Source organism: Pseudescherichia sp., assembly GCF_032052675.1.
In the GTDB taxonomy this organism is placed as follows: domain Bacteria; phylum Pseudomonadota; class Gammaproteobacteria; order Enterobacterales; family Enterobacteriaceae; genus Pseudescherichia.
This window is the reverse complement of the sequence record NZ_DAMBWA010000009.1, coordinates 176,709-194,277: the sequence shown is the minus strand read 5'-3', so window position 1 is coordinate 194,277 and position 17,569 is coordinate 176,709. Positions and strand designations below refer to the sequence as shown.

The following is a 17,569-nucleotide window of genomic DNA, read 5'->3' as shown; positions in this document are numbered from 1 at the left end:
CTTCATCAGGACTGACTAAAGCGAAAGAGCGGCAGTAAATAACGCTCTGCCTGCTTAACTATCTCGGCATAGTTTTCCGGTTCGAGGGTGCGCCACAGGCGCTGGTACCATACGTCTTCACCCTCGCCGCTGACCACCATGTTGCCTTCATAAGCCTGCAGGAATTTGCTCCGCGCCTTAGCGAGCGTCTCCTCGTCTTTTAACATCGCATCATTTGTCGCGTCATAACAGGCTTTTATCCATGCCCCACCGCTTTCCGGTAGCAGCAGCAGCGGTTTTTTCATCCCTTCCCGGTAGCCTTCGACCAGCTCCTCAAGGTACCTCAAGGCCTCATCCTGCTTGAGAGGTGGGAACTGCCAGGCTTTATCGTTGCGGACAAACAGCCGACTCTCTCCCGTTCCGCCGCTGGCACAGTAGACAAGATGTTCCAGCCAAAGTTGCAGCCCCTGTGAGACCTTCAGCATCGAAGGACGCCAGCGCAGCAGGCCATCCTCCTGTACATGCTGTAGCCAGCCGGTCAGGTGCACCTTGCCACAGTCAAGCTCGATCTCCATGCTCTCGGCGGGTTTGCGGTGCTCGTGAACGCGCGACGCCAGCTGCTGCATCTCCTGGTGCTGGCTCTCCCAGACAATTTCACCAAATGCGCCGTAGGGCAGCTGGCCCGCTGCGCGGTACTGACGGAAGAGTTTCTCAACGTCCTCCTCCTCTACCAGGGTATTGAGCAGCGCCTGGTTAAGCTGGTAGCGGTCCAGCCCATCGATAATAAAGGGCTCGGCGTCAGGAATATCGCTCGCCTCAGGGCGGAAGTTCACCTTCAGACGCATCTGGAAGAAGGCCTGCACCGGATGTGCCCAGAAGCGCTGCAGCTGTTCAAACGGCAGCGTCTCCAGCGGCTCCTCCGCCAGCTCCTGAATAAAGGTGGCATGGGCTACCCCCTGCTGGCTGGCGGCGGGTAACCACTCCCGGGCGTAGCTTTGCAGCTCATCGGCAATAAAGTTTTCTGCATCAAACGGCATCCGCGTATGCAGATGGGTGATGTGATCCACCACCCGCTTCGCGCTTTCATCGCAGGTAAGTTCTTCATCGCCGGGCAGATAGTGGCTCTGCCCGATGTAGTCCACCAGCTCCTGCACCAGCACCGACGGGAAACGCTCGCTGTTATCCTGAATCGAGCGCCCGATATAACTGATGTAGAGCTTCTGCTGGGCAGAGATGAGCGCCTCCAGGAAGAGGTAGCGGTCATCGTCCCGACGGCTACGATCGCCGCGCATCGGTTTCTGGCTCATCAAATCAAAGCCGAGCGGGGCCAGCGCGCGCGGATAGACGCCGTCGTTCATCCCCAGCAGGCAGACGACCTTAAAGGGGATCGAGCGCATCGGCATCAGCGTACAGATATTGATAGGCCCGGCGAGGAAGCGCTGGCTAATGCGCTCCTGGTCAAGCCTCTGCGCCAGCTCGTCGCGCAGCAGGGAGAGCGGCACTGCCTCATCATAGTGCGCGCCAACGCCCTGGGTGATAACCGCCTGCCACTGCTGTTCAATCAGTGCCAGCGCAGCCTCGGTATCGGGATCCGGCAGGAAAAAGTCGTTGAGCATGTCGCGGCAGACCGGCAGCCACTCGGCCAGCGGGCGATCCTGGGCCAGCCCTTTACGCCACAGCCTGAGCTGCATCAGCAGCGAGGCCAGATGGCCCACCAGCTCGGCAATCAGGCCGCTGGACTCATCGTAGGGCAGCACCGACTGCCACTCGCCTTGACGGCTCTCCATTGCGTAGCCGAGCAGCATGCGCGTCAGGCCAAACTGCCAGGTGTGCTGGCCGGTCGCGGGCAGCGCCAGCTCGCGCACGTTGTCGTCGTCCATGCCCCAGCGCACGCCGGACTCGTTGACCCACTGGCGCAGATAGCGCAGCCCCTCTTCGTCGATGTTAAACCGCGCGGCGAGCACCGGCACATCCAGCAGGGCCAGCACGTCCTCCGACTGGAAGCGGCTGTCCGGCAGCGAAAGCAGGCTGATAAAAGCCTGCAGAGCCGGGTGCGACTGGCGCGCGCGACGGTCGGAGATAGCATAGGGCAGATAGCGATCCCCGCTGGCACTGCCAAACACCGCCTGGATAAAGGGGCTGTAGCTGTCGATATCCGCCACCATCACAATGATGTCGCGCGGGGAGAGATCCGGATCTTCTTCCAGCATCGCCAGCAGACGATCGTGCAGCACCTCGACCTCCCGCTGCGGGCTGTGGCAGACGTGCACCGCCACGCTGCGGTCATCCCGCTCCAGCCTGCGCTTGCCATCGCTGCGCTCATACTCCTTGGCCGTTACGCCGGCGACGGCGCTGTTTTTCAGCTCCAGAATGTCATACTGCAAGTTTTGCAGCAGCGCACCGGGCGTAATATCAACGAAGGCGTCGAGATCGTCGTAGCGATCCATCCCTGCCAGCAGATAGATGTAGTCGCGCCCCAGCTTGCCCCACGAGGCCAGCAGCGGGTTACCCACCTCCTGCTCGCCTTCGCTGTTAAACAGGCCCTCTACCGGTTGATCTTCACGGAACAGGGCCACCGGATGGGCATCAAGGTGGTGCTTACGCTGGCGGGCAATCAGCCGGGAGAGAAACGCCGGATCTTTAATATCCCCCCAGTAGTAGCGGCAGGGGTTGGTAAACAGCAGGTGAATATCCACATGCTTGCCCAGCGCCTGCAATGCCTGGAGATAGACCGGCGGCAGGGCGGAAATGCCGCAGATAAACACCCGGGAGGGCAGCCCGGCAGGCGGCGTCGTGGCGGACTCCAGCACGTTGATAAAACGCTGGTAGAGATTGGCTCGGTGCCAGTGCGGCTGCCCCTGCGCGGCGGTGTGCTCCACCAGCGCCCGCCAGAGGGGCGCCTGCCAGATCTGCGCTTCACCGAGGCCGTCGACCAGGCCGCCCTCTTCCCAGCGGGTCAGCCACTCCGGGCGAAAGACCAGATACTGATCGTAGAGATCCGCTACCCGAGATGAGAGCTGAAACAGCTTACGCTTGTCATCATCGTCATTGAGGTAGTGACGAAGCATGGTGAACGCCTCCTGCTCCAGCATCTGCGGCAGCAGGGTCATCAGCTTCCAGCTCATGCTCTGTTTATTAAAGGCGCTCTCTTTCGGGATGTCCGGCAGCACGCGGACAAACATATCCCAGATAAAGCTCGCCGGGAGTGGAAACTCGATATTGGCGGCGATGCCAAACTTTTGCGACAGCGTCATCTGTAGCCATTGCGCCATGCCGGTACTCTGTACCAGCACCATTTCGGCCTCAAAGGGATCGTCGAGCCGTTCGCGCTCAACGATAAATTCCATCAACGCTTCCAACACATCCAGACGATTGGAGTGATAGACCCTTAACATAAACGCTCCTGACTACTCATAAACTGGGCAATATAACCGCGTCATCTTCCCCTGCCTGCCCACCGGCGAGGTGATGGTTACGCTGATGCTGACACATCCGGCGTCCGTTGTCTGTATCCGGCTGACCTGCCAGCCCGGCGGTAGCGGCGCAGGCCGGGGCTGCGCCTGCTGCCAGCCGTAGCGCCACAGATAGCGATAGTGGCTCCAGGCGGTGAACCCCTCCAGCAGCACGCGATGATACCCTGTCAGCGCCGTCACAACCATGACCAGCAGCACCATTGCCAGCAACGTTTCCGGCAGGCTAAAGCCCCTCTGGTGGGCTACGGCATCTGGCATTGGTCTATCTCCTTGAATGGACAGAAATCGCTCCAGCCGTGGGGGGAAAACGTCACGCCGCTCTCGCCTATCGCCCCGCTGCGCCACAGGGTTTCACTCCCGCTGGCGGCGATCATCAGCAGCGTCCGGTCGGCAAAAATACGCAGGCAAACCCGCCACGGCTGGCGGCTATGCTCCCGGCACTGCACGGCAGGCTGCGTCTGCCAGACCTGCATCCGCCCCCACTCCAGCGCCGAATGGGCTACGGCTAAACTGCGTATTGCCCGGCTTTCGCTGGTAATGCGCTGCGTATGGGTACGCTGGCGCTGGTTCAGGCCATTAAGCATCAGGCTGCCCAGCACCAGCAGCAGGAGAACCAGCGCCAGGGAGGATATTCCCCTTTCATCTTTCACAGATTTCACTTTTCATAAATTGTACCCCGCCACGCTGTACGTCGCGCTTAGGGTCTCCTCGGGATGGTTAAGGGGAGCCGCCGCCAGCGTGACCGTCAGCAAGGGGGCGAAAGCGCCCTGCGGCTGGCGGATCACCGTGAAGCGCTGGACGCTGACCGTGGCGGGATCGGTAATTTTATCCCACCCTTTATCTTCGCAGCTCTCTGCCCCCTGCCGCGTCTCCAGCACGCCGTTCTGCAGGCGAAATCCGGTCTGTTCGGCCGCAGAGAGGGGTGAATGCTCCCACCGGCCATTGCTGTTGGCATCCCACTGCACAATCACACAGGCTCCCTGTCGACCCATCACCAGCGGCTCTCCGCTACACTCCCCCCGGCAGTAGCCAGCCCGCTGGAGATGTTTTCCCAGCGTGAAGAGATGCTGCCAAAGCGCTTCCTCCAGGGCTTGCTGCCGGGTCTGATGGAGCATTGCCGTTTGCAGCGCAGGTAAAAAGCGGGCCGCGCTGAGCAGGAGTACGCTACCGATGGTCATCGCAATAAGCACCTCCAGCAGCGAAAAACCGCCCTCGGTCAGCTGCATGAACCGCCGTTTGTACGCTGGCATACTCTTATCCGTCCCCAATTTGACACAATAATCTGCCACTCCCCCGCCTCGCTGCGCAGCGTGATATGTCCGGCCCATGCCGTATTGCGCAGCCCGTAAAAGCCGAGCGAGGGGGTGATATCCACCAGTGCTACCTCTGGCCAGAGCGGACGCAGCGCAAAGGGATTATCCGCCCCACAGGACGCCTGCACGTTAGCCGACGCCAGCAGGCACCAGCGGTCGCTCTCCTGCTTCACCCATACCTTGCGATCCCGGCTGTGCCAGTTGGCGTCGTCCCGCAGCAACTCCAGATAGTCACGCACCTGCCAGGCGGTTTGCCACAGACGCTGGTGCGCCTGGTAGCTCTGCCAGCCGTATAGCCCCGAGGCGCCCAGGATCACGAGCACCATCATCGCTACCGTGGTTTCTATAAGGGTGTAACCCTGCTCTTTTTTCATGGCCGTACTCTGCGCCTGATGTGCGATGCATGCGAGATGAGATGCTCGCTTTTACGAGGTGCTACGAGAGAAATATCGTGAATTGCAGAGGGTTACATCGCAGCAGGAAAGCGGGTCGCAGAACGAAATACGGGAGGAAAAAAACCGGCGCAGTAACGCGCCGGCTGTGGCAGGCTGTCAGCGTTAGATAGCGACCGGGGCTTTAATCCCAGGGTGCGGATCGTAGCCTTCGATCTCAAAGTCGTCGAAGCGGTAGTCAAACAGCGAGTCCGGCTTACGCTTGATCACAAGCTTCGGCAGCGCGCGCGGCTCACGGGTCAGCTGCAGGTGCGTCTGCTCCATGTGGTTGCTGTAGAGATGGGTATCGCCGCCGGTCCAGACGAAGTCGCCCACCTCCAGGTCACACTGCTGCGCCATCATATGCACCAGCAGCGCGTAGCTGGCGATGTTGAACGGCAGGCCGAGGAAGACATCGCAGGAGCGCTGGTAGAGCTGGCAGGAGAGCTTGCCATCCGCGACGTAAAACTGGAAAAACGCGTGGCACGGGGCCAGCGCCATTTTGTCCAGCTCGCCCACGTTCCAGGCAGAGACGATGATCCGCCGGGAGTCTGGATCGGTCTTCAGCTGGTTCAGCACGGTCGCGATCTGGTCGATGTGGCGGCCGTCCGGCGTGGGCCATGCGCGCCACTGCTTGCCGTAGACCGGACCAAGATTACCCTGCTCGTCGGCCCACTCGTCCCAGATGGTGACGTTGTTTTCATGCAGGTAGGCGATGTTGGTATCGCCCTGCAGGAACCACAGCAGCTCATGAATGATCGAGCGCAGGTGGCAACGCTTGGTAGTCACCAGCGGGAAGCCCTCCTGCAGGTTAAAGCGCATCTGATGGCCAAAAATGGAAAGCGTGCCGGTGCCGGTACGGTCGTTTTTCTGCGTGCCTTCATCCAGCACTTTTTGCATCAGTTCTAAATACTGTTTCATGGTTCCTCAGGAGACGTGTTGCTGCGGGCGACGGCGGTACGCCCAGACCATCATCAGCGCGCCCGCAATAATCATTGGGATAGAGAGGATCTGGCCCATGCTGATGTACTGCACCCACTCGCCGGTAAACTGCGCGTCCGGCTGACGGAAGAACTCCACGATGATGCGGAATGCGCCATAGCCGATCAGGAACAGGCCTGATACTGCACCCATCGGACGCGGCTTACGAATAAACAGGTTAAGGATGATAAACAGCACGACCCCCTCCAGCGCCAGCTCATAGAGCTGTGAAGGGTGGCGCGGCAGTACGCCATAGGTATCAAAAATAGACTGCCACTCCGGGTGCGAAGGCAGCAGCGCCATATCTTCGGCACGGGAGCCCGGGAAGAGCATCGCCAGCGGGAAGTTCGGGTCGACGCGGCCCCACAGCTCACCGTTGATAAAGTTACCCAGCCGTCCGGCGCCCAGCCCGAATGGGATCAGCGGCGCAATAAAATCGGCGACCTGGAAGAAGGTGCGTTTAGTGCGTTTGGCAAAGATAATCATTACCACGATCACGCCGACCAGGCCGCCGTGGAAGGACATGCCGCCGTCCCAGACGCGGAACAGATAGAGCGGATCCTGAATAAAGGTCGGGAAGTTATAGAACAGCACATAGCCGATGCGCCCGCCAAGGAAGACGCCCAGGAAGCCTGCATAAAGCAGGTTTTCCACTTCGTTTTTCGTCCAGCCGCTGCCGGGACGGCTTGCGCGGCGGCCAGCCAGCCACATGGCAAAAATAAAGCCAACCAGGTACATCATGCCGTACCAGTGCAGCGAAACCGGTCCGATAGAGAAAATTACCGGATCGATATCGGGAAAACGCAGATATCCATTATTCATCTGTCACCACAAAGTGTTGTTATTCCGCCAAAAATCGACAGCGGTTAAGATGTGCGCCCGCTTAACAGGGCGCTCCAAAGCTGGGAATCATAGCATAAGCCAGGCGGGCGATTAGGGCGAAGTTGTAAAAGATCTCTATCTTCCTTTTACCCGCCGCCGGTGCGCTAGCGTCCGCCGCGGATCAGGCCGCCCATGCCCCGGCGCTCCATAAAGGCCGCCACCTGATGGCGTACCTCGCTGGTGAACTGGGCCTCCAGAGTACGGTTTGCCAGCGTCTCGGCATCCTCGCGATCGATATGGCGCAGCAGGTATTTAACGCGGGCCACCGAGCGACCGTTCATCGACAGATGGCGGTAACCAAGACCGATCAGCACCGCCACGCACATCGGATCGCCCGCCATCTCCCCGCACAGGCAGAGATCGATGCCATAGCGCTCCGTCTCCTGGGCGATCGTCGCCAGCGCCCGCAGAACCGCCGGGTGCAGGCTGTCGTAGAGGCTCGCCACGCGGGTATTGTTGCGATCCACCGCCAGAATATACTGGGTGAGATCGTTCGTGCCAACAGAGATAAAATCGACCCGGCTGGCCAGATGCGCCAGCATAAAGACCATCGAAGGGACTTCCAGCATCACCCCAATGCGTGGTTTGGGGATGGCGTAGCCGATCATCTCTTCGACCTCCCGCCCGGCGCGCTCAATCAGACGGCGGGCTTCGTCTACCTCTTCAATACTGGTGACCATTGGCAGCAGGATGCTGAGGTTGCCGGTGGCGGCGTTGGCGCGCAGCATGGCCCGCACCTGAATCAGGAAGATCTCTGGCTGATCGAGCGTAATGCGGATCCCCCGCCAGCCAAGGCACGGATTCTCCTCGCTGATGGGCATATAGGGCAGTTGCTTATCCGCGCCGACGTCCAGCGTTCGCAGGGTAACAGGCTTCTCGTTGAACAGCTGCAGCATCCCCTGATACTGGGCCACCTGCTCCTCTTCGGAGGGGAAGCCGCTCTGCAGCATAAACGGGATCTCAGTCCGGTAGAGGCCAATGCCGTCGATGCGGCTGCCAAGCTGCTCCTCATGCGCAGGACTCAGCCCGGCGTTGAGCATCACCTTAACCCGATCGCCGCTTTTTAGCTGGGCGGGAAGGTTAACCTCATCCTCCGCGAGCTTGCTTAGCTCGTTCTCTTCGGTGATGAGACGCTGATACTCCTGAAGCAGGACAGGCTCAGGATCGACCAGCAGTTCGCCCCGGTAGCCGTCCACCACCAGCGTACGGCGGTGCAGCACCGAGGGCTGAATATCGGCCCCCATTACCGTTGGGATGCCAAGGGCACGTACCATAATCGCAGCGTGGGAGTTGGCCGCGCCGTCGCGTACCACTACCCCCACCAGCCGATCGTGAGGCAGCTCGGCCAGCGTGGTAGCGGAGAGCTCGTCGGCCACCAGCACAAAGCGCTCGGGCCAGGTATTGGGTCCCTGCAGGCTATCGTCGAGGTGGAACAGCAGGCGCTGCCCCAGCGTGCGCAGATCGCCAGCCCGCTCCTTCAGGTAGCCGTCGGAGAGAGCAGCAAACTGTTCGGCAAAGCGTCCGATGACCTTTTTCACCGCCCACTCGGCCACGAAGCCGCGATCGACTTCGTCGAACAGTTCGCGTCTGAGGCGGGCGTCCGACAGCAGGTGGGAATAGAGATCGAAGATGGCCGCCGTCTCTTTCTGCGCCCCGGCAGAGAAGCGCTTGCTGTAGCGGCGAAACTCGCTGGCAGCCTCTTCAAGCGCGCCGGTGAGCCGTTCGCGTTCAAGACCGGTGTCCAGCGTTGAGGCTTCGTAGACCTGCTCCATCAGCGGCAGAGTAGCATCCATCCAGCCCTCGGCAATGGCGACGCCGGGCGCGGCAGGTAGCGCACGAATACGCGTCTGGCGATACTGGCCAAACAGGGCGGCAAGCTGCGACTGGGAGAGGATGGCCGCCATCTGGGTGGCCAGCGTGACTAAAAATGACTCCTCGCTCTCGTCAAACTGCCGCAGCTCGCGCTGCTGAACCACCAGAACGCCCAGCAGCTGGCGTCGCTGAATAATCGGCACGCCCAGAAACGCGCGGAACCGCTCCTCTTTTACCGAGGGAATGTACTTAAAGCTGGGGTGCTTTTGCGCGTCGGCAAGGTTAATCGGCTCCGCCAGCCTGCCTACCAGGCCGACGATACCCTGATCGAATGCGAGCGTGATGGTGCGACCGCGCGGCTTTTTCAAACCGCGCGTCGCCATCAGGTAATAGCAGCGTCTGTCGTGATCGGCGAGGTAGACCGAACAGACTTCGGTATCCATCGCCAGACAGATGTCCGTCACCAGAATATCCAGCGCCTCGTTAAGGCGCGGCGCGCTGGCAACTTTCTCAACTATTTCTCGTAACCGGGTGAGCATGATATGTATGGCTTATCCTCTCTTACGTCGCCAGGCAGGAGAGTGTTGTGGCTTTGGGGTGCTCTCTGCCAGCGCCATAACCACACTTGCAAACTCCTTCATCACCCGACGATAAACATCGCGCTTAAACGAGACAACCTGACGAACAGGATACCAGTAGCTTACCCAGCGCCAGCCATCGAACTCAGGGGTACTGCTGGTTTGCATATTGATATCCGCATCGTTGCTGATCAATTGCAAAAGAAACCACTTCTGTTTTTGGCCGATACAAACCGGCTTTGTGTCCCAACGCACCAAACGTTTCGGTAACTTGTAACGCAACCAGCTGCGGGTCGAAGCAAGAATACGCACATCCTTCCGGCTCAGCCCCACCTCTTCGAACAGCTCCCGGTACATAGCTTGCTCCGGGGACTCACCAGGGTTAATACCTCCCTGGGGAAACTGCCACGAGTGCTGACCGAAGCGCCTGGCCCACATGACCTGGCCTTGTCGATTACAGATTACGATACCCACATTTGGGCGGTAGCCATCGTCATCAATCACCGGACTACCTCAAAATAAACCTGAATTAAACGATTGTTTCACACTCGTGGGATACGGTAAACCACTCTCTCAATACGCTATAACCGAATAACATTTGAATAACTCACAATTATCACCTGAGTTATAAACAGAATAGGTTCGCCAACTGCGGTTTTATTCACGATTTCTGTGGATAGAGTTGTGCAGAAGTACGGAATTACTCTGGGAAAACCTGCACGAACCTGAATAATCTGTTTATCACTTAAAAAAATAATATGGGACTATTCATTAGGTTATACCACGATCTTAATGCCTGCGGGATCATAATGTGATGTGCATCACGGGGTCGATCCGAAGAGTGATGAAAGATCGAACAGAGTCGGTTTTATCCACAGATTGTGCCAATAAGTTAAGCACAATTTGTGCGAAAATTCGATTTTGGTCGCACGTCAAGGCTGTAAATGGAAACAGTAGTACCGGTTTTCCTCACTTATCCCACTTTTCTGTGGATAACATGGTGTAAGATCCTGTTCATTGTCAGTGACCAGATTTGGAAAACCTTGCGAGCCGTTGCGCAACAAAAAGCATTCAAGGGAAAAAAATCCTAAAAATCATTGCGTTGTTTATCGCCGCGGGAAAAAATCTATTGCGTTACCCCCTGTGCACTAATGCTGTTCATTTTTTAACCAGAGGTTGTTCATATGCTGCCGCTCTCTCCTTTTACCTCTCCGCCCGCTTCGGAAAGCCTCCTCCTGGAGCAGGCGCAACGGCTAGCCGGGCTCACCCTTGGCGAACTGGGTACGTTGGCCGGGCTACCGGTGCCGGCAGACTTCAAGCGTGATAAAGGCTGGACCGGGGTACTGCTGGAGCGCTGGCTGGGAGCAAGCGCGGGCAGCAAGCCTGAGCAGGATTTTGCCGCGCTGGGGGTAGAGCTGAAAACCATTCCGGTAGATAGCCTGGGCCGCCCGCTGGAGACCACCTTCGTTTGTGTCGCGCCGCTGACCGGCAACAGCGGCGTCACGTGGGAGAGTAGCCACGTGCGCCACAAGCTCAAACGGGTGCTGTGGATCCCGGTAGAGGGCTCGCGGGAGATCCCTGTCGCCAGCCGCCGGGTTGGCTCGCCGCTGCTGTGGAGTCCCAGCGAGCAGGAAGAGCAGCAGCTGCGCATGGACTGGGAAGAGCTCATGGATCTTATCGTGCTGGGTCAGGTTGAGAGCATTACCGCGCGTCACGGCGAAGTGCTACAGCTGCGGCCTAAGGCGGCGAACAGCAAGGCGCTGACCGAGGCAGTGGGCCAGCATGGTCAGCCGATCCTCACCCTGCCGCGAGGCTTCTATCTGAAGAAGAACTTTACCCGTGCGCTGCTGGAGCGGCATTTTTTGTTGCAGGGTTATTAAATTTTTTGCCCTCTTCCGCCGGAGGCTTATAATTAGCGCTTCTTTTTTTGGCAGGACTTTACGATGTTATTTGCATGGATAACCGATCCCAACGCCTGGCTCGCGCTCGGTACGCTGACGCTGCTGGAGATTGTGCTCGGGATCGACAATATTATTTTCCTCTCTCTGGTCGTCGCAAAGCTCCCGACCGCACAGCGTAACCACGCCCGCCGTATTGGTCTGGCAGGGGCGATGCTGATGCGTCTGGCGCTGCTGGCCTCTATCTCGTGGGTGACCCGACTCACCACGCCGCTGTTCAGCGTTTTCGATCATGCGGTCTCCGCCCGGGATCTGATCCTGCTGCTCGGCGGTCTGTTCCTGATCTGGAAGGCCAGCAAAGAGATCCATGAAACGATCGAAGGTGAAGAGGAAGGACTGAAAACCAACGTTCACTCGTTCCTCGGCGCCATCGTGCAGATCATGATGCTGGATATTATCTTTAGCCTCGACTCGGTTATTACGGCGGTGGGTCTGTCGGATCATCTGTTCATTATGATGGCGGCGGTAGTGATCTCCGTCGGCGTGATGATGTTTGCCGCCCGCCCTATCGGCGAGTTTGTCGATCGTCACCCGTCGGTAAAAATGCTGGCCCTGTCATTCCTGATCCTGGTCGGCTTTACGCTGATGCTGGAGAGTTTTGGCATCCACGTGCCGAAAGGTTATATCTATTTCGCCATGTTCTTCTCGATCGCCGTCGAGACCCTGAACCTGTTGCGCAATAAAAAGAATCCGCTGTGATCTCTCGCTCCCCCGCTACGGGGGAGCCATCGCTGCATTAATGAGCGAGAAATTTAATGATGACGCCTGAAGCGACGCCGTTAATCGCAATCATTGAGCCAATGATTGCCATAGCCTGAGTCCTGATAACGCTATGTAGCTCAGCCTTAACGTTGGCAACTTCAATCCTGATTGCAGACGTATCCTCCTTGGTTGCGTAGTTAGATTTAATCACGGCCATATCCATGACCAGCGACTCCACCTTCTCCTCAAGCGTTTTCACGCGTATCTCCATCTCTCCTTCTCCGTTACTTGTAACGTTAATTACGTGACGAAAATATTACCACGCTATGCGCATGGTAAACCGTGGTGAATGCCGCTATTTCTGAGTACTTTTTAAGATTTTCCCGCTTTTTCCTTTCTTATCCATACGTTATTACTACACTCAATACAGATTCTGGCCTAAGAAGGAGGAAAACAGTGAAAAAATGGGCAGTAGTGATTTCCGCAGTAGGTTTGGCCTGCGCCGTATCAGGATGCAGCAGTGACTATGTGATGGCGACGAAAGATGGCCGTATGATCCTGACCGAAGGCAAGCCGGCCGTAGATGACGATACCGGGCTGGTCAGCTACCGCGACCTGCAGGGCAACGAGATGCAGATTAACCGTGATGACGTATCGCAAATTATTGAACGATAAGTGCTAAGGTCAGCAATTTGCTGGCCTTTTGATTTTTCTCTTCCCCTTTTGCCTCCCCTCTGCCATGTTTATATTCCTTTGTCAGGAAGCCCCTGACGTTGTTAAAAAACAAGGAAGCCGGCTATGCATTATCACCGTATCCCTCACAGCTCGCTTGAGATAAGCACGCTGGGGCTGGGCACAATGACCTTTGGTGAGCAGAACAGCGAAGCCGAGGCCCATGCACAGCTTGATTACGCCGTAGGCCAGGGTATTAACCTGATTGATGTGGCAGAGATGTATCCCGTGCCGCCGCGCCCGGAAACCCAGGGTTTAACCGAGACCTACGTTGGTAACTGGCTGGCGAAGCGCGGCAGCCGTGAAAAGCTGGTTATCGCCTCCAAGGTGAGCGGGCCGAGCCGCAATAACGACAGCGGCATTCGGCAGAATCAGGCGCTGGATCGCAAGAATATCCGTGAAGCGCTGGACGCTAGCCTGAAACGCCTGCAAACCGACTATCTCGATCTCTACCAGGTTCACTGGCCGCAGCGTTCGACCAACTGCTTTGGTAAGCTGGGCTATGAGTGGACGGAATCCGCACCCGGCGTGACTATTCTTGAAACGCTGGAAGCGCTGGCCGAGTGTCAGCGGGCGGGTAAGATCCGCTACATCGGCGTCTCGAACGAAACGGCGTTTGGCGTGATGCGCTATCTGCATCTGGCGGATAAGCACGATCTGCCGCGTATCGTCACCATCCAGAACCCTTACAGCCTGCTGAACCGCAGCTTTGAGGTCGGTCTGTCAGAGGTGAGCCAGTTTGAGGGCGTTGAGCTGCTGGCCTACTCCTGCCTGGCCTTCGGCACCCTGACGGGCAAGTACCTGAACGGCGCGAAGCCAGCCGGCGCGCGCAACACGCTGTTTAGCCGTTTCACGCGCTACAGCGGTGAGCAGACGCAAAAAGCGATTGCTGCCTACGTGGATATCGCCAAACGGCACAATCTGGACGCGGCGCAGATGGCGCTGGCTTTTGTCCGCCGTCAGCCGTTCGTGGCCAGCACCCTGCTGGGGGCAACGACCCTCGAGCAGCTTAAGACCAACGTCGAGAGCCTCTATCTGGAGTTGAGCGAAGAGGTATTAGCGGAGATTGAGGCGGTGCATAAGGTCTATACCTACCCGGCACCGTAGTGCGGACACAGTGTCGGCTGTAGGCCCGGTAAGCTTAGCGCCACCGGGCGTTTCTGTGCTGATGCTGCAATGCCGGGCGGCACTGCGTTTGCCCGGCCTACGGTGGCTCAGTGCGGTTTGTAGGCCCAGCGCATAAAGTGACTAGCGACGGCGCTGCCACAGCCACAGAGCGGCAATCGCCAGCGCAAACAGCACGCCAAAGCCGACGCCGACGCCGACCACCGGCGCACCCGCTTTCACCGCCAGTGAGTAGAGCCCCAGCATAATTAGCATCGCCGCGTTCTCGCCCAGGTTCTGCACCGCGATGGCGTTGCCCGCGCCGACGGAGCGTTTCCCCCGCTCCTGCAAAAGCGCATTCAGCGGCACGACGAAAAACCCGCCCAGCACGCCGATGAGCACCAGCAGACCGTAAGCGGGCAGCAATGCATGTTGTAACGAAAAGAGCGTCACTACCACACCGATGAGGATCCCGGCAGGCATGCAGCGCGCCACGCTCTCGAGGGTGACCAGCTTCGCCGCCACGCCTGCGCCGACAACGATGCCTACTGCCACCATCGCGTTAAGGTAGGTTGGCGTCGCGTTATCGCTGATGCCGAGCGCCACCGGCACCCACAGCACCAGCAGGAAGCGCAGCGTTACCCCGGCGCCCCAGAACAGGCTGGTCCCTACCAGCGAGAAGCGGGTTTCGCCGTTTAGCCACAGCGTTTTACAGGCGTGAAAGAAGCTCTGGGTCATAGGGGTAAAGCGCCAGCTTAGCCCTGGCCGGGCGGCAGGAAGCTTAGGGATCAGCAGGTTAGCGACCACCGCCCCGGCATAGACCAGAGCGCAGATACCGAGCGCCGCCAGCACATGCCAGTCCGCCAGCACGCCACCTGCTACTGAACCCAGCAGGATGGCGGCGATGGTCGAGGACTCCATCAGGCCGTTAGCCTTTACCAGCTTATCGCCAGTGGTCAGCTCGCCGAGAATGCCATATTTAGCCGGAGAGTAGGCCGCCGCGCCAATGCCCACCAGCGTATAGCCAATAAACGGATTAAGGCCTACGCAGATGCTCAGCGCGCCCAGCAGCTTCAGCCCGTTGGCGAACATCATCACCCGCCCCTTGGCAAAGCTGTCCGCTATCTGGCCGACAAAGGGGGCGAAAAGTATGTAAGCACCTACAAACACCATCTGCAGGATCGGCTGGCTCCAGTCGGGATAAAACTCAGCTTTAAGCAGCGCCAGGGTGGCAAACAGCAGGGCATTATCGCCAAACGCCGAGAGGAACTGGGCAGCGGTAACCGCCAGCATGCCCTTCGACAGCAGAGAATTGTTAGTGCTTACTGACTCATGCATGTTGCGCTTCCATCTCGTCGAGTTTGCTCTTCAGGGTAACAAAATCCGGTTTGCCGCTGCCCAATACCGGCAGCTGCTTCAGGAAACGGATATCGCGCGGCACCGCCAGCTCCGGCACGCCCTGAGCACGCGCCTGCTTAAGCAACGTTTCACGGGTCAGCTCGCTGTCAGTGGTAAACATCACCAGCGCCTCGCCTTTGCTGGCGTCGCTCTTCACCACCGTGGCGTGCATTTTATCCGGCGAAGCCATCAGCGCCAGCTGCTCTACCATCTCCAGAGAGATCATCTCCCCGGCGATTTTGGCGAAGCGCTTGGCCCGGCCCTGAATCTGCACAAAGCCCTGCTCATCGAAGCGCACAATGTCACCGGTGTCATACCAGCCGGACTCCAGCTCACCCTCGGCGTTCTCTGCCGCAGGGCGCTCAAGCACGCCAGGGTTCTCAACGCGCAGGTAGCCGGTCATGATGTTCGGCCCCTTCAGCTGTAGCCTGCCGCCCTCTTCAATGCCGGGCACCGCCATCAACCGCGCATCCATGCCTGGCAGAATACGCCCCACCGTTCCCGGCTTCGCCGCCATCGGCACGTTGATAGAGACCACCGGCGCACACTCGGTGACGCCGTAGCCCTCCAGCACCCGCAGGCCGAACTTGTCCTGCCAGAGCTGGCGGGTGCTCTCCTGCAGCTTCTCTGCCCCGGCTACCACGTAGCGCAGGCGGTAAAAGTCATAAGGGTTGGCGAAGCGCGCGTAGTGCCCAAGGAAGGTCGAGGTGCCAAACAGCACGGTGCAGTTACGGTCATAGACCAGCTCCGGCACGATACGGTAGTGCAGCGGGCTCGGGTAGAGAAAGACCTCTGCTCCGGTCAGTAGCGGGGTAAAGAGCCCCACGGTAAGACCAAAGGAGTGGAACAGCGGCAGAGCCGACATAAAGCGATCCCGGGCGGTAAAGTCCGCGATGGTCCGGATCTGCTCTACGTTGGCGAGAATACTTTTATGGCTGTGCACCACCCCTTTTGGATTGCCCTCCGAACCGGAGGTAAAGAGCACCAGCGCATCATCTTCCGGCTGCTGCGGCACCTGGGCCAGGTGCGGCATCAGCAGATGGCCGAAGATCCACAGCTTATCGGCGGCAGTCACCTCGCCTTTCAGATCTTCCAGATAGATCCAGCGTACCTGGGTCAGCTGCTCCGGCAGGTGCCAGAGCTTGCCCTTCTCCATAAACTGACGGGAGGTAAAGATAGTTTTGATCTGCGCGGCGGTAATGGCGCTGCCCAGCCCCTTTACGCCTGCCGTGTAGTTCATCATTGCCGGGACGCGTCCCCGGGCGATGGCGCCAAATATCACCGCCGCCGCGATGCCCGCGTTCGGCAGCATCAGGCCAATTTTTTCGCCCTGGGCGCTGTACTTATCCAGAATGCGCGCCACAAACAGCGTTTTGGTCAGCAGCTTGCGGTAGGTATCGGGCTTGAAATTAATATCCTCGATGCAGTTCTTACCCGCGCCGTAGCGATACTGCGCCGCCAGCAGGGCTTCGAACAGCGTCTCCCGCGGGCGCACGGCCATGCGCGCTTCCATCATGATCTGATGCAGCATCTCCCCCGCCAGCCTGCGGCGATCGCGGGCGCGCGGGGCTTCGGGCATCGGCAGCTGGGTTGGTGGAAGAATATGCAGGCTGATACGCGGGAAGAGACGCTGCTTCACCAGCCCCTTCAGACGGCTAAAGAAGGTCAGCTCCGCCCCCTCGATGCGCACCGGGATCACCGTAGCCCGCGATCTCGCAGCAACAAAGGCGGCCCCGTCATAAATTTTCATCAGCGAACCAGAGACGGAGATGCGTCCCTCCGGGAAGATCACCACCGGTCGGCCGCTCTCGATCAGGCGCACCAGCTGCTTGATCGACATTGGCTTGGTGGGATCAAGGGGGACAAAGTCGATCAGACTCGACAGGGCACGCATGTACCAGCTCTGGCTGATGGAGGTGTAGACCGCAAACACCGGGCGCACCGGTAAAAACAGCGCCAGCAGGATACCATCAATAAAGGAGACGTGGTTTGGGGTGATAAGTACACGCTCGCCGCGCAGCGGCTGCATATTGCCGGTAAGCTCGACGCGGTAGAGCAGACGGAAGAGGGTACGGAAAAAGCCCAGCATCATTTCAACTTCCTGTGTCAGTCATTCGGGGTATTGCAAGAATTGTGGCAGATTACACGAGAAGTGTGGCGGGCGGCAAAATCGGGGCGAAAAAAAACCTGCGCATCCGCGCAGGTTGGTGCAAAAAGTGAGTACTC

Annotated in this window: 16 protein-coding genes; 4 read left to right on the top strand and 12 right to left on the bottom strand. The window is 58.7% G+C overall.

Annotated elements, in window-relative coordinates; genetic code table 11:
- Positions 1-5: 5 nt before the first annotated feature.
- The 9 genes from recC to rppH all read right to left on the bottom strand — a co-directional run bounded on the left by recC (position 6) and on the right by rppH (position 9,953).
- Complete coding sequence (gene recC, locus RTX96_RS14050) at positions 6-3,374, bottom strand: exodeoxyribonuclease V subunit gamma (protein WP_312671402.1); 3,369 nt, start codon at positions 3,372-3,374, stop codon at positions 6-8.
- A 12-nt stretch (positions 3,375-3,386) separates the two neighbouring features.
- A complete protein-coding gene (locus tag RTX96_RS14045) occupies positions 3,387-3,710 on the bottom strand; it encodes a prepilin-type N-terminal cleavage/methylation domain-containing protein (protein ID WP_103818340.1) in 324 nt (107 codons plus the stop codon).
- Positions 3,695-4,102: a DUF2509 family protein gene (locus RTX96_RS14040; protein WP_312671401.1), complete on the bottom strand. Its 408-nt coding sequence runs from the start codon at positions 4,100-4,102 to the stop codon at positions 3,695-3,697. The genes RTX96_RS14045 and RTX96_RS14040 overlap by 16 nt, the downstream gene beginning before the upstream one ends.
- Positions 4,103-4,114: 12 nt before the next feature.
- Complete coding sequence (locus tag RTX96_RS14035; protein ID WP_312671400.1) at positions 4,115-4,678, bottom strand: prepilin peptidase-dependent protein; 564 nt, start codon at positions 4,676-4,678, stop codon at positions 4,115-4,117.
- Positions 4,669-5,139, bottom strand: a complete 471-nt coding sequence (locus RTX96_RS14030; protein WP_312671399.1) for a prepilin peptidase-dependent protein — start codon at positions 5,137-5,139, stop codon at positions 4,669-4,671. The genes RTX96_RS14035 and RTX96_RS14030 overlap by 10 nt, the downstream gene beginning before the upstream one ends.
- Before the next feature lie 183 nt (positions 5,140-5,322).
- Positions 5,323-6,117 carry a thymidylate synthase gene (gene thyA, locus RTX96_RS14025; RefSeq protein WP_312269109.1) on the bottom strand — a complete coding sequence of 265 codons (795 nt, stop codon included), beginning with the start codon at positions 6,115-6,117 and terminating at the stop codon, positions 5,323-5,325.
- Positions 6,118-6,123: 6 nt separating this feature from the next.
- Complete coding sequence (gene lgt / locus RTX96_RS14020) at positions 6,124-6,999, bottom strand: prolipoprotein diacylglyceryl transferase (protein WP_103818345.1); 876 nt, start codon at positions 6,997-6,999, stop codon at positions 6,124-6,126.
- A gap of 164 nt (positions 7,000-7,163) precedes the next feature.
- Positions 7,164-9,410, bottom strand: coding sequence for a phosphoenolpyruvate--protein phosphotransferase (gene ptsP, locus RTX96_RS14015; RefSeq protein WP_103818346.1), 2,247 nt, complete (start codon positions 9,408-9,410; stop codon positions 7,164-7,166).
- 12 nt (positions 9,411-9,422) lie between these two features.
- Positions 9,423-9,953 carry an RNA pyrophosphohydrolase gene (gene rppH, locus RTX96_RS14010; RefSeq protein WP_042387929.1) on the bottom strand — a complete coding sequence of 177 codons (531 nt, stop codon included), beginning with the start codon at positions 9,951-9,953 and terminating at the stop codon, positions 9,423-9,425.
- A 680-nt stretch (positions 9,954-10,633) separates the two neighbouring features.
- Here rppH and mutH point away from each other — a divergent pair.
- On the top strand, positions 10,634-11,329 hold the full coding sequence (gene mutH / locus RTX96_RS14005) for a DNA mismatch repair endonuclease MutH (protein ID WP_312671398.1): 696 nt from the start codon (positions 10,634-10,636) through the stop codon (positions 11,327-11,329).
- Between the two features lie 63 nt (positions 11,330-11,392).
- Entirely contained in the window at positions 11,393-12,106 is a 714-nt protein-coding gene (locus RTX96_RS14000) for a TerC family protein (RefSeq protein WP_103818348.1), read from the top strand.
- Between the two features lie 37 nt (positions 12,107-12,143).
- On the opposite strand, the gene RTX96_RS13995 is transcribed toward RTX96_RS14000, so the two are convergent.
- Positions 12,144-12,380: a hemolysin XhlA gene (locus tag RTX96_RS13995; RefSeq protein ID WP_312671397.1), complete on the bottom strand. Its 237-nt coding sequence runs from the start codon at positions 12,378-12,380 to the stop codon at positions 12,144-12,146.
- A gap of 185 nt (positions 12,381-12,565) precedes the next feature.
- On the opposite strand from RTX96_RS13995, the gene RTX96_RS13990 reads away from it, so the two are divergent.
- Together RTX96_RS13990 and RTX96_RS13985 are read left to right on the top strand one after the other, a co-directional pair.
- Positions 12,566-12,784, top strand: coding sequence for a YgdI/YgdR family lipoprotein (locus RTX96_RS13990; protein WP_042387937.1), 219 nt, complete (start codon positions 12,566-12,568; stop codon positions 12,782-12,784).
- A gap of 123 nt (positions 12,785-12,907) precedes the next feature.
- Entirely contained in the window at positions 12,908-13,948 is a 1,041-nt protein-coding gene (locus RTX96_RS13985) for an NADP(H)-dependent aldo-keto reductase (protein ID WP_103818350.1), read from the top strand.
- Positions 13,949-14,089: 141 nt separating this feature from the next.
- Here the strand turns inward: RTX96_RS13985 and lplT are convergent, their stop codons facing one another.
- Both lplT and aas read right to left on the bottom strand, forming a co-directional pair.
- Complete coding sequence (gene lplT / locus RTX96_RS13980; protein WP_103818351.1) at positions 14,090-15,283, bottom strand: lysophospholipid transporter LplT; 1,194 nt, start codon at positions 15,281-15,283, stop codon at positions 14,090-14,092.
- Positions 15,276-17,435: a bifunctional acyl-ACP--phospholipid O-acyltransferase/long-chain-fatty-acid--ACP ligase gene (gene aas, locus RTX96_RS13975; protein ID WP_103818352.1), complete on the bottom strand. Its 2,160-nt coding sequence runs from the start codon at positions 17,433-17,435 to the stop codon at positions 15,276-15,278. The genes lplT and aas overlap by 8 nt, the downstream gene beginning before the upstream one ends.
- Positions 17,436-17,569: the final 134 nt, after the last annotated feature.

What these genes read in the sequence shown, in the direction of transcription:
- RTX96_RS14035 (WP_312671400.1), bottom strand. Translation starts at nt 4,678, where the DNA reads ATGCAGCTGACCGAGGGCGGTTTTTCGCTGCTGGAGGTGCTTATTGCG.
- lgt (WP_103818345.1), bottom strand. Translation starts at nt 6,999, where the DNA reads ATGAATAATGGATATCTGCGTTTTCCCGATATCGATCCGGTAATTTTC.
- RTX96_RS13985 (WP_103818350.1), top strand. Translation starts at nt 12,908, where the DNA reads ATGCATTATCACCGTATCCCTCACAGCTCGCTTGAGATAAGCACGCTG.
- mutH (WP_312671398.1), top strand. Translation starts at nt 10,634, where the DNA reads ATGCTGCCGCTCTCTCCTTTTACCTCTCCGCCCGCTTCGGAAAGCCTC.
- ptsP (WP_103818346.1), bottom strand. Translation starts at nt 9,410, where the DNA reads ATGCTCACCCGGTTACGAGAAATAGTTGAGAAAGTTGCCAGCGCGCCG.
- thyA (WP_312269109.1), bottom strand. Translation starts at nt 6,117, where the DNA reads ATGAAACAGTATTTAGAACTGATGCAAAAAGTGCTGGATGAAGGCACG.
- aas (WP_103818352.1), bottom strand. Translation starts at nt 17,435, where the DNA reads ATGATGCTGGGCTTTTTCCGTACCCTCTTCCGTCTGCTCTACCGCGTC.
- RTX96_RS13995 (WP_312671397.1), bottom strand. Translation starts at nt 12,380, where the DNA reads ATGGAGATACGCGTGAAAACGCTTGAGGAGAAGGTGGAGTCGCTGGTC.
- RTX96_RS14000 (WP_103818348.1), top strand. Translation starts at nt 11,393, where the DNA reads ATGTTATTTGCATGGATAACCGATCCCAACGCCTGGCTCGCGCTCGGT.
- RTX96_RS14045 (WP_103818340.1), bottom strand. Translation starts at nt 3,710, where the DNA reads ATGCCAGATGCCGTAGCCCACCAGAGGGGCTTTAGCCTGCCGGAAACG.
- lplT (WP_103818351.1), bottom strand. Translation starts at nt 15,283, where the DNA reads ATGCATGAGTCAGTAAGCACTAACAATTCTCTGCTGTCGAAGGGCATG.
- recC (WP_312671402.1), bottom strand. Translation starts at nt 3,374, where the DNA reads ATGTTAAGGGTCTATCACTCCAATCGTCTGGATGTGTTGGAAGCGTTG.
- RTX96_RS14030 (WP_312671399.1), bottom strand. Translation starts at nt 5,139, where the DNA reads ATGAAAAAAGAGCAGGGTTACACCCTTATAGAAACCACGGTAGCGATG.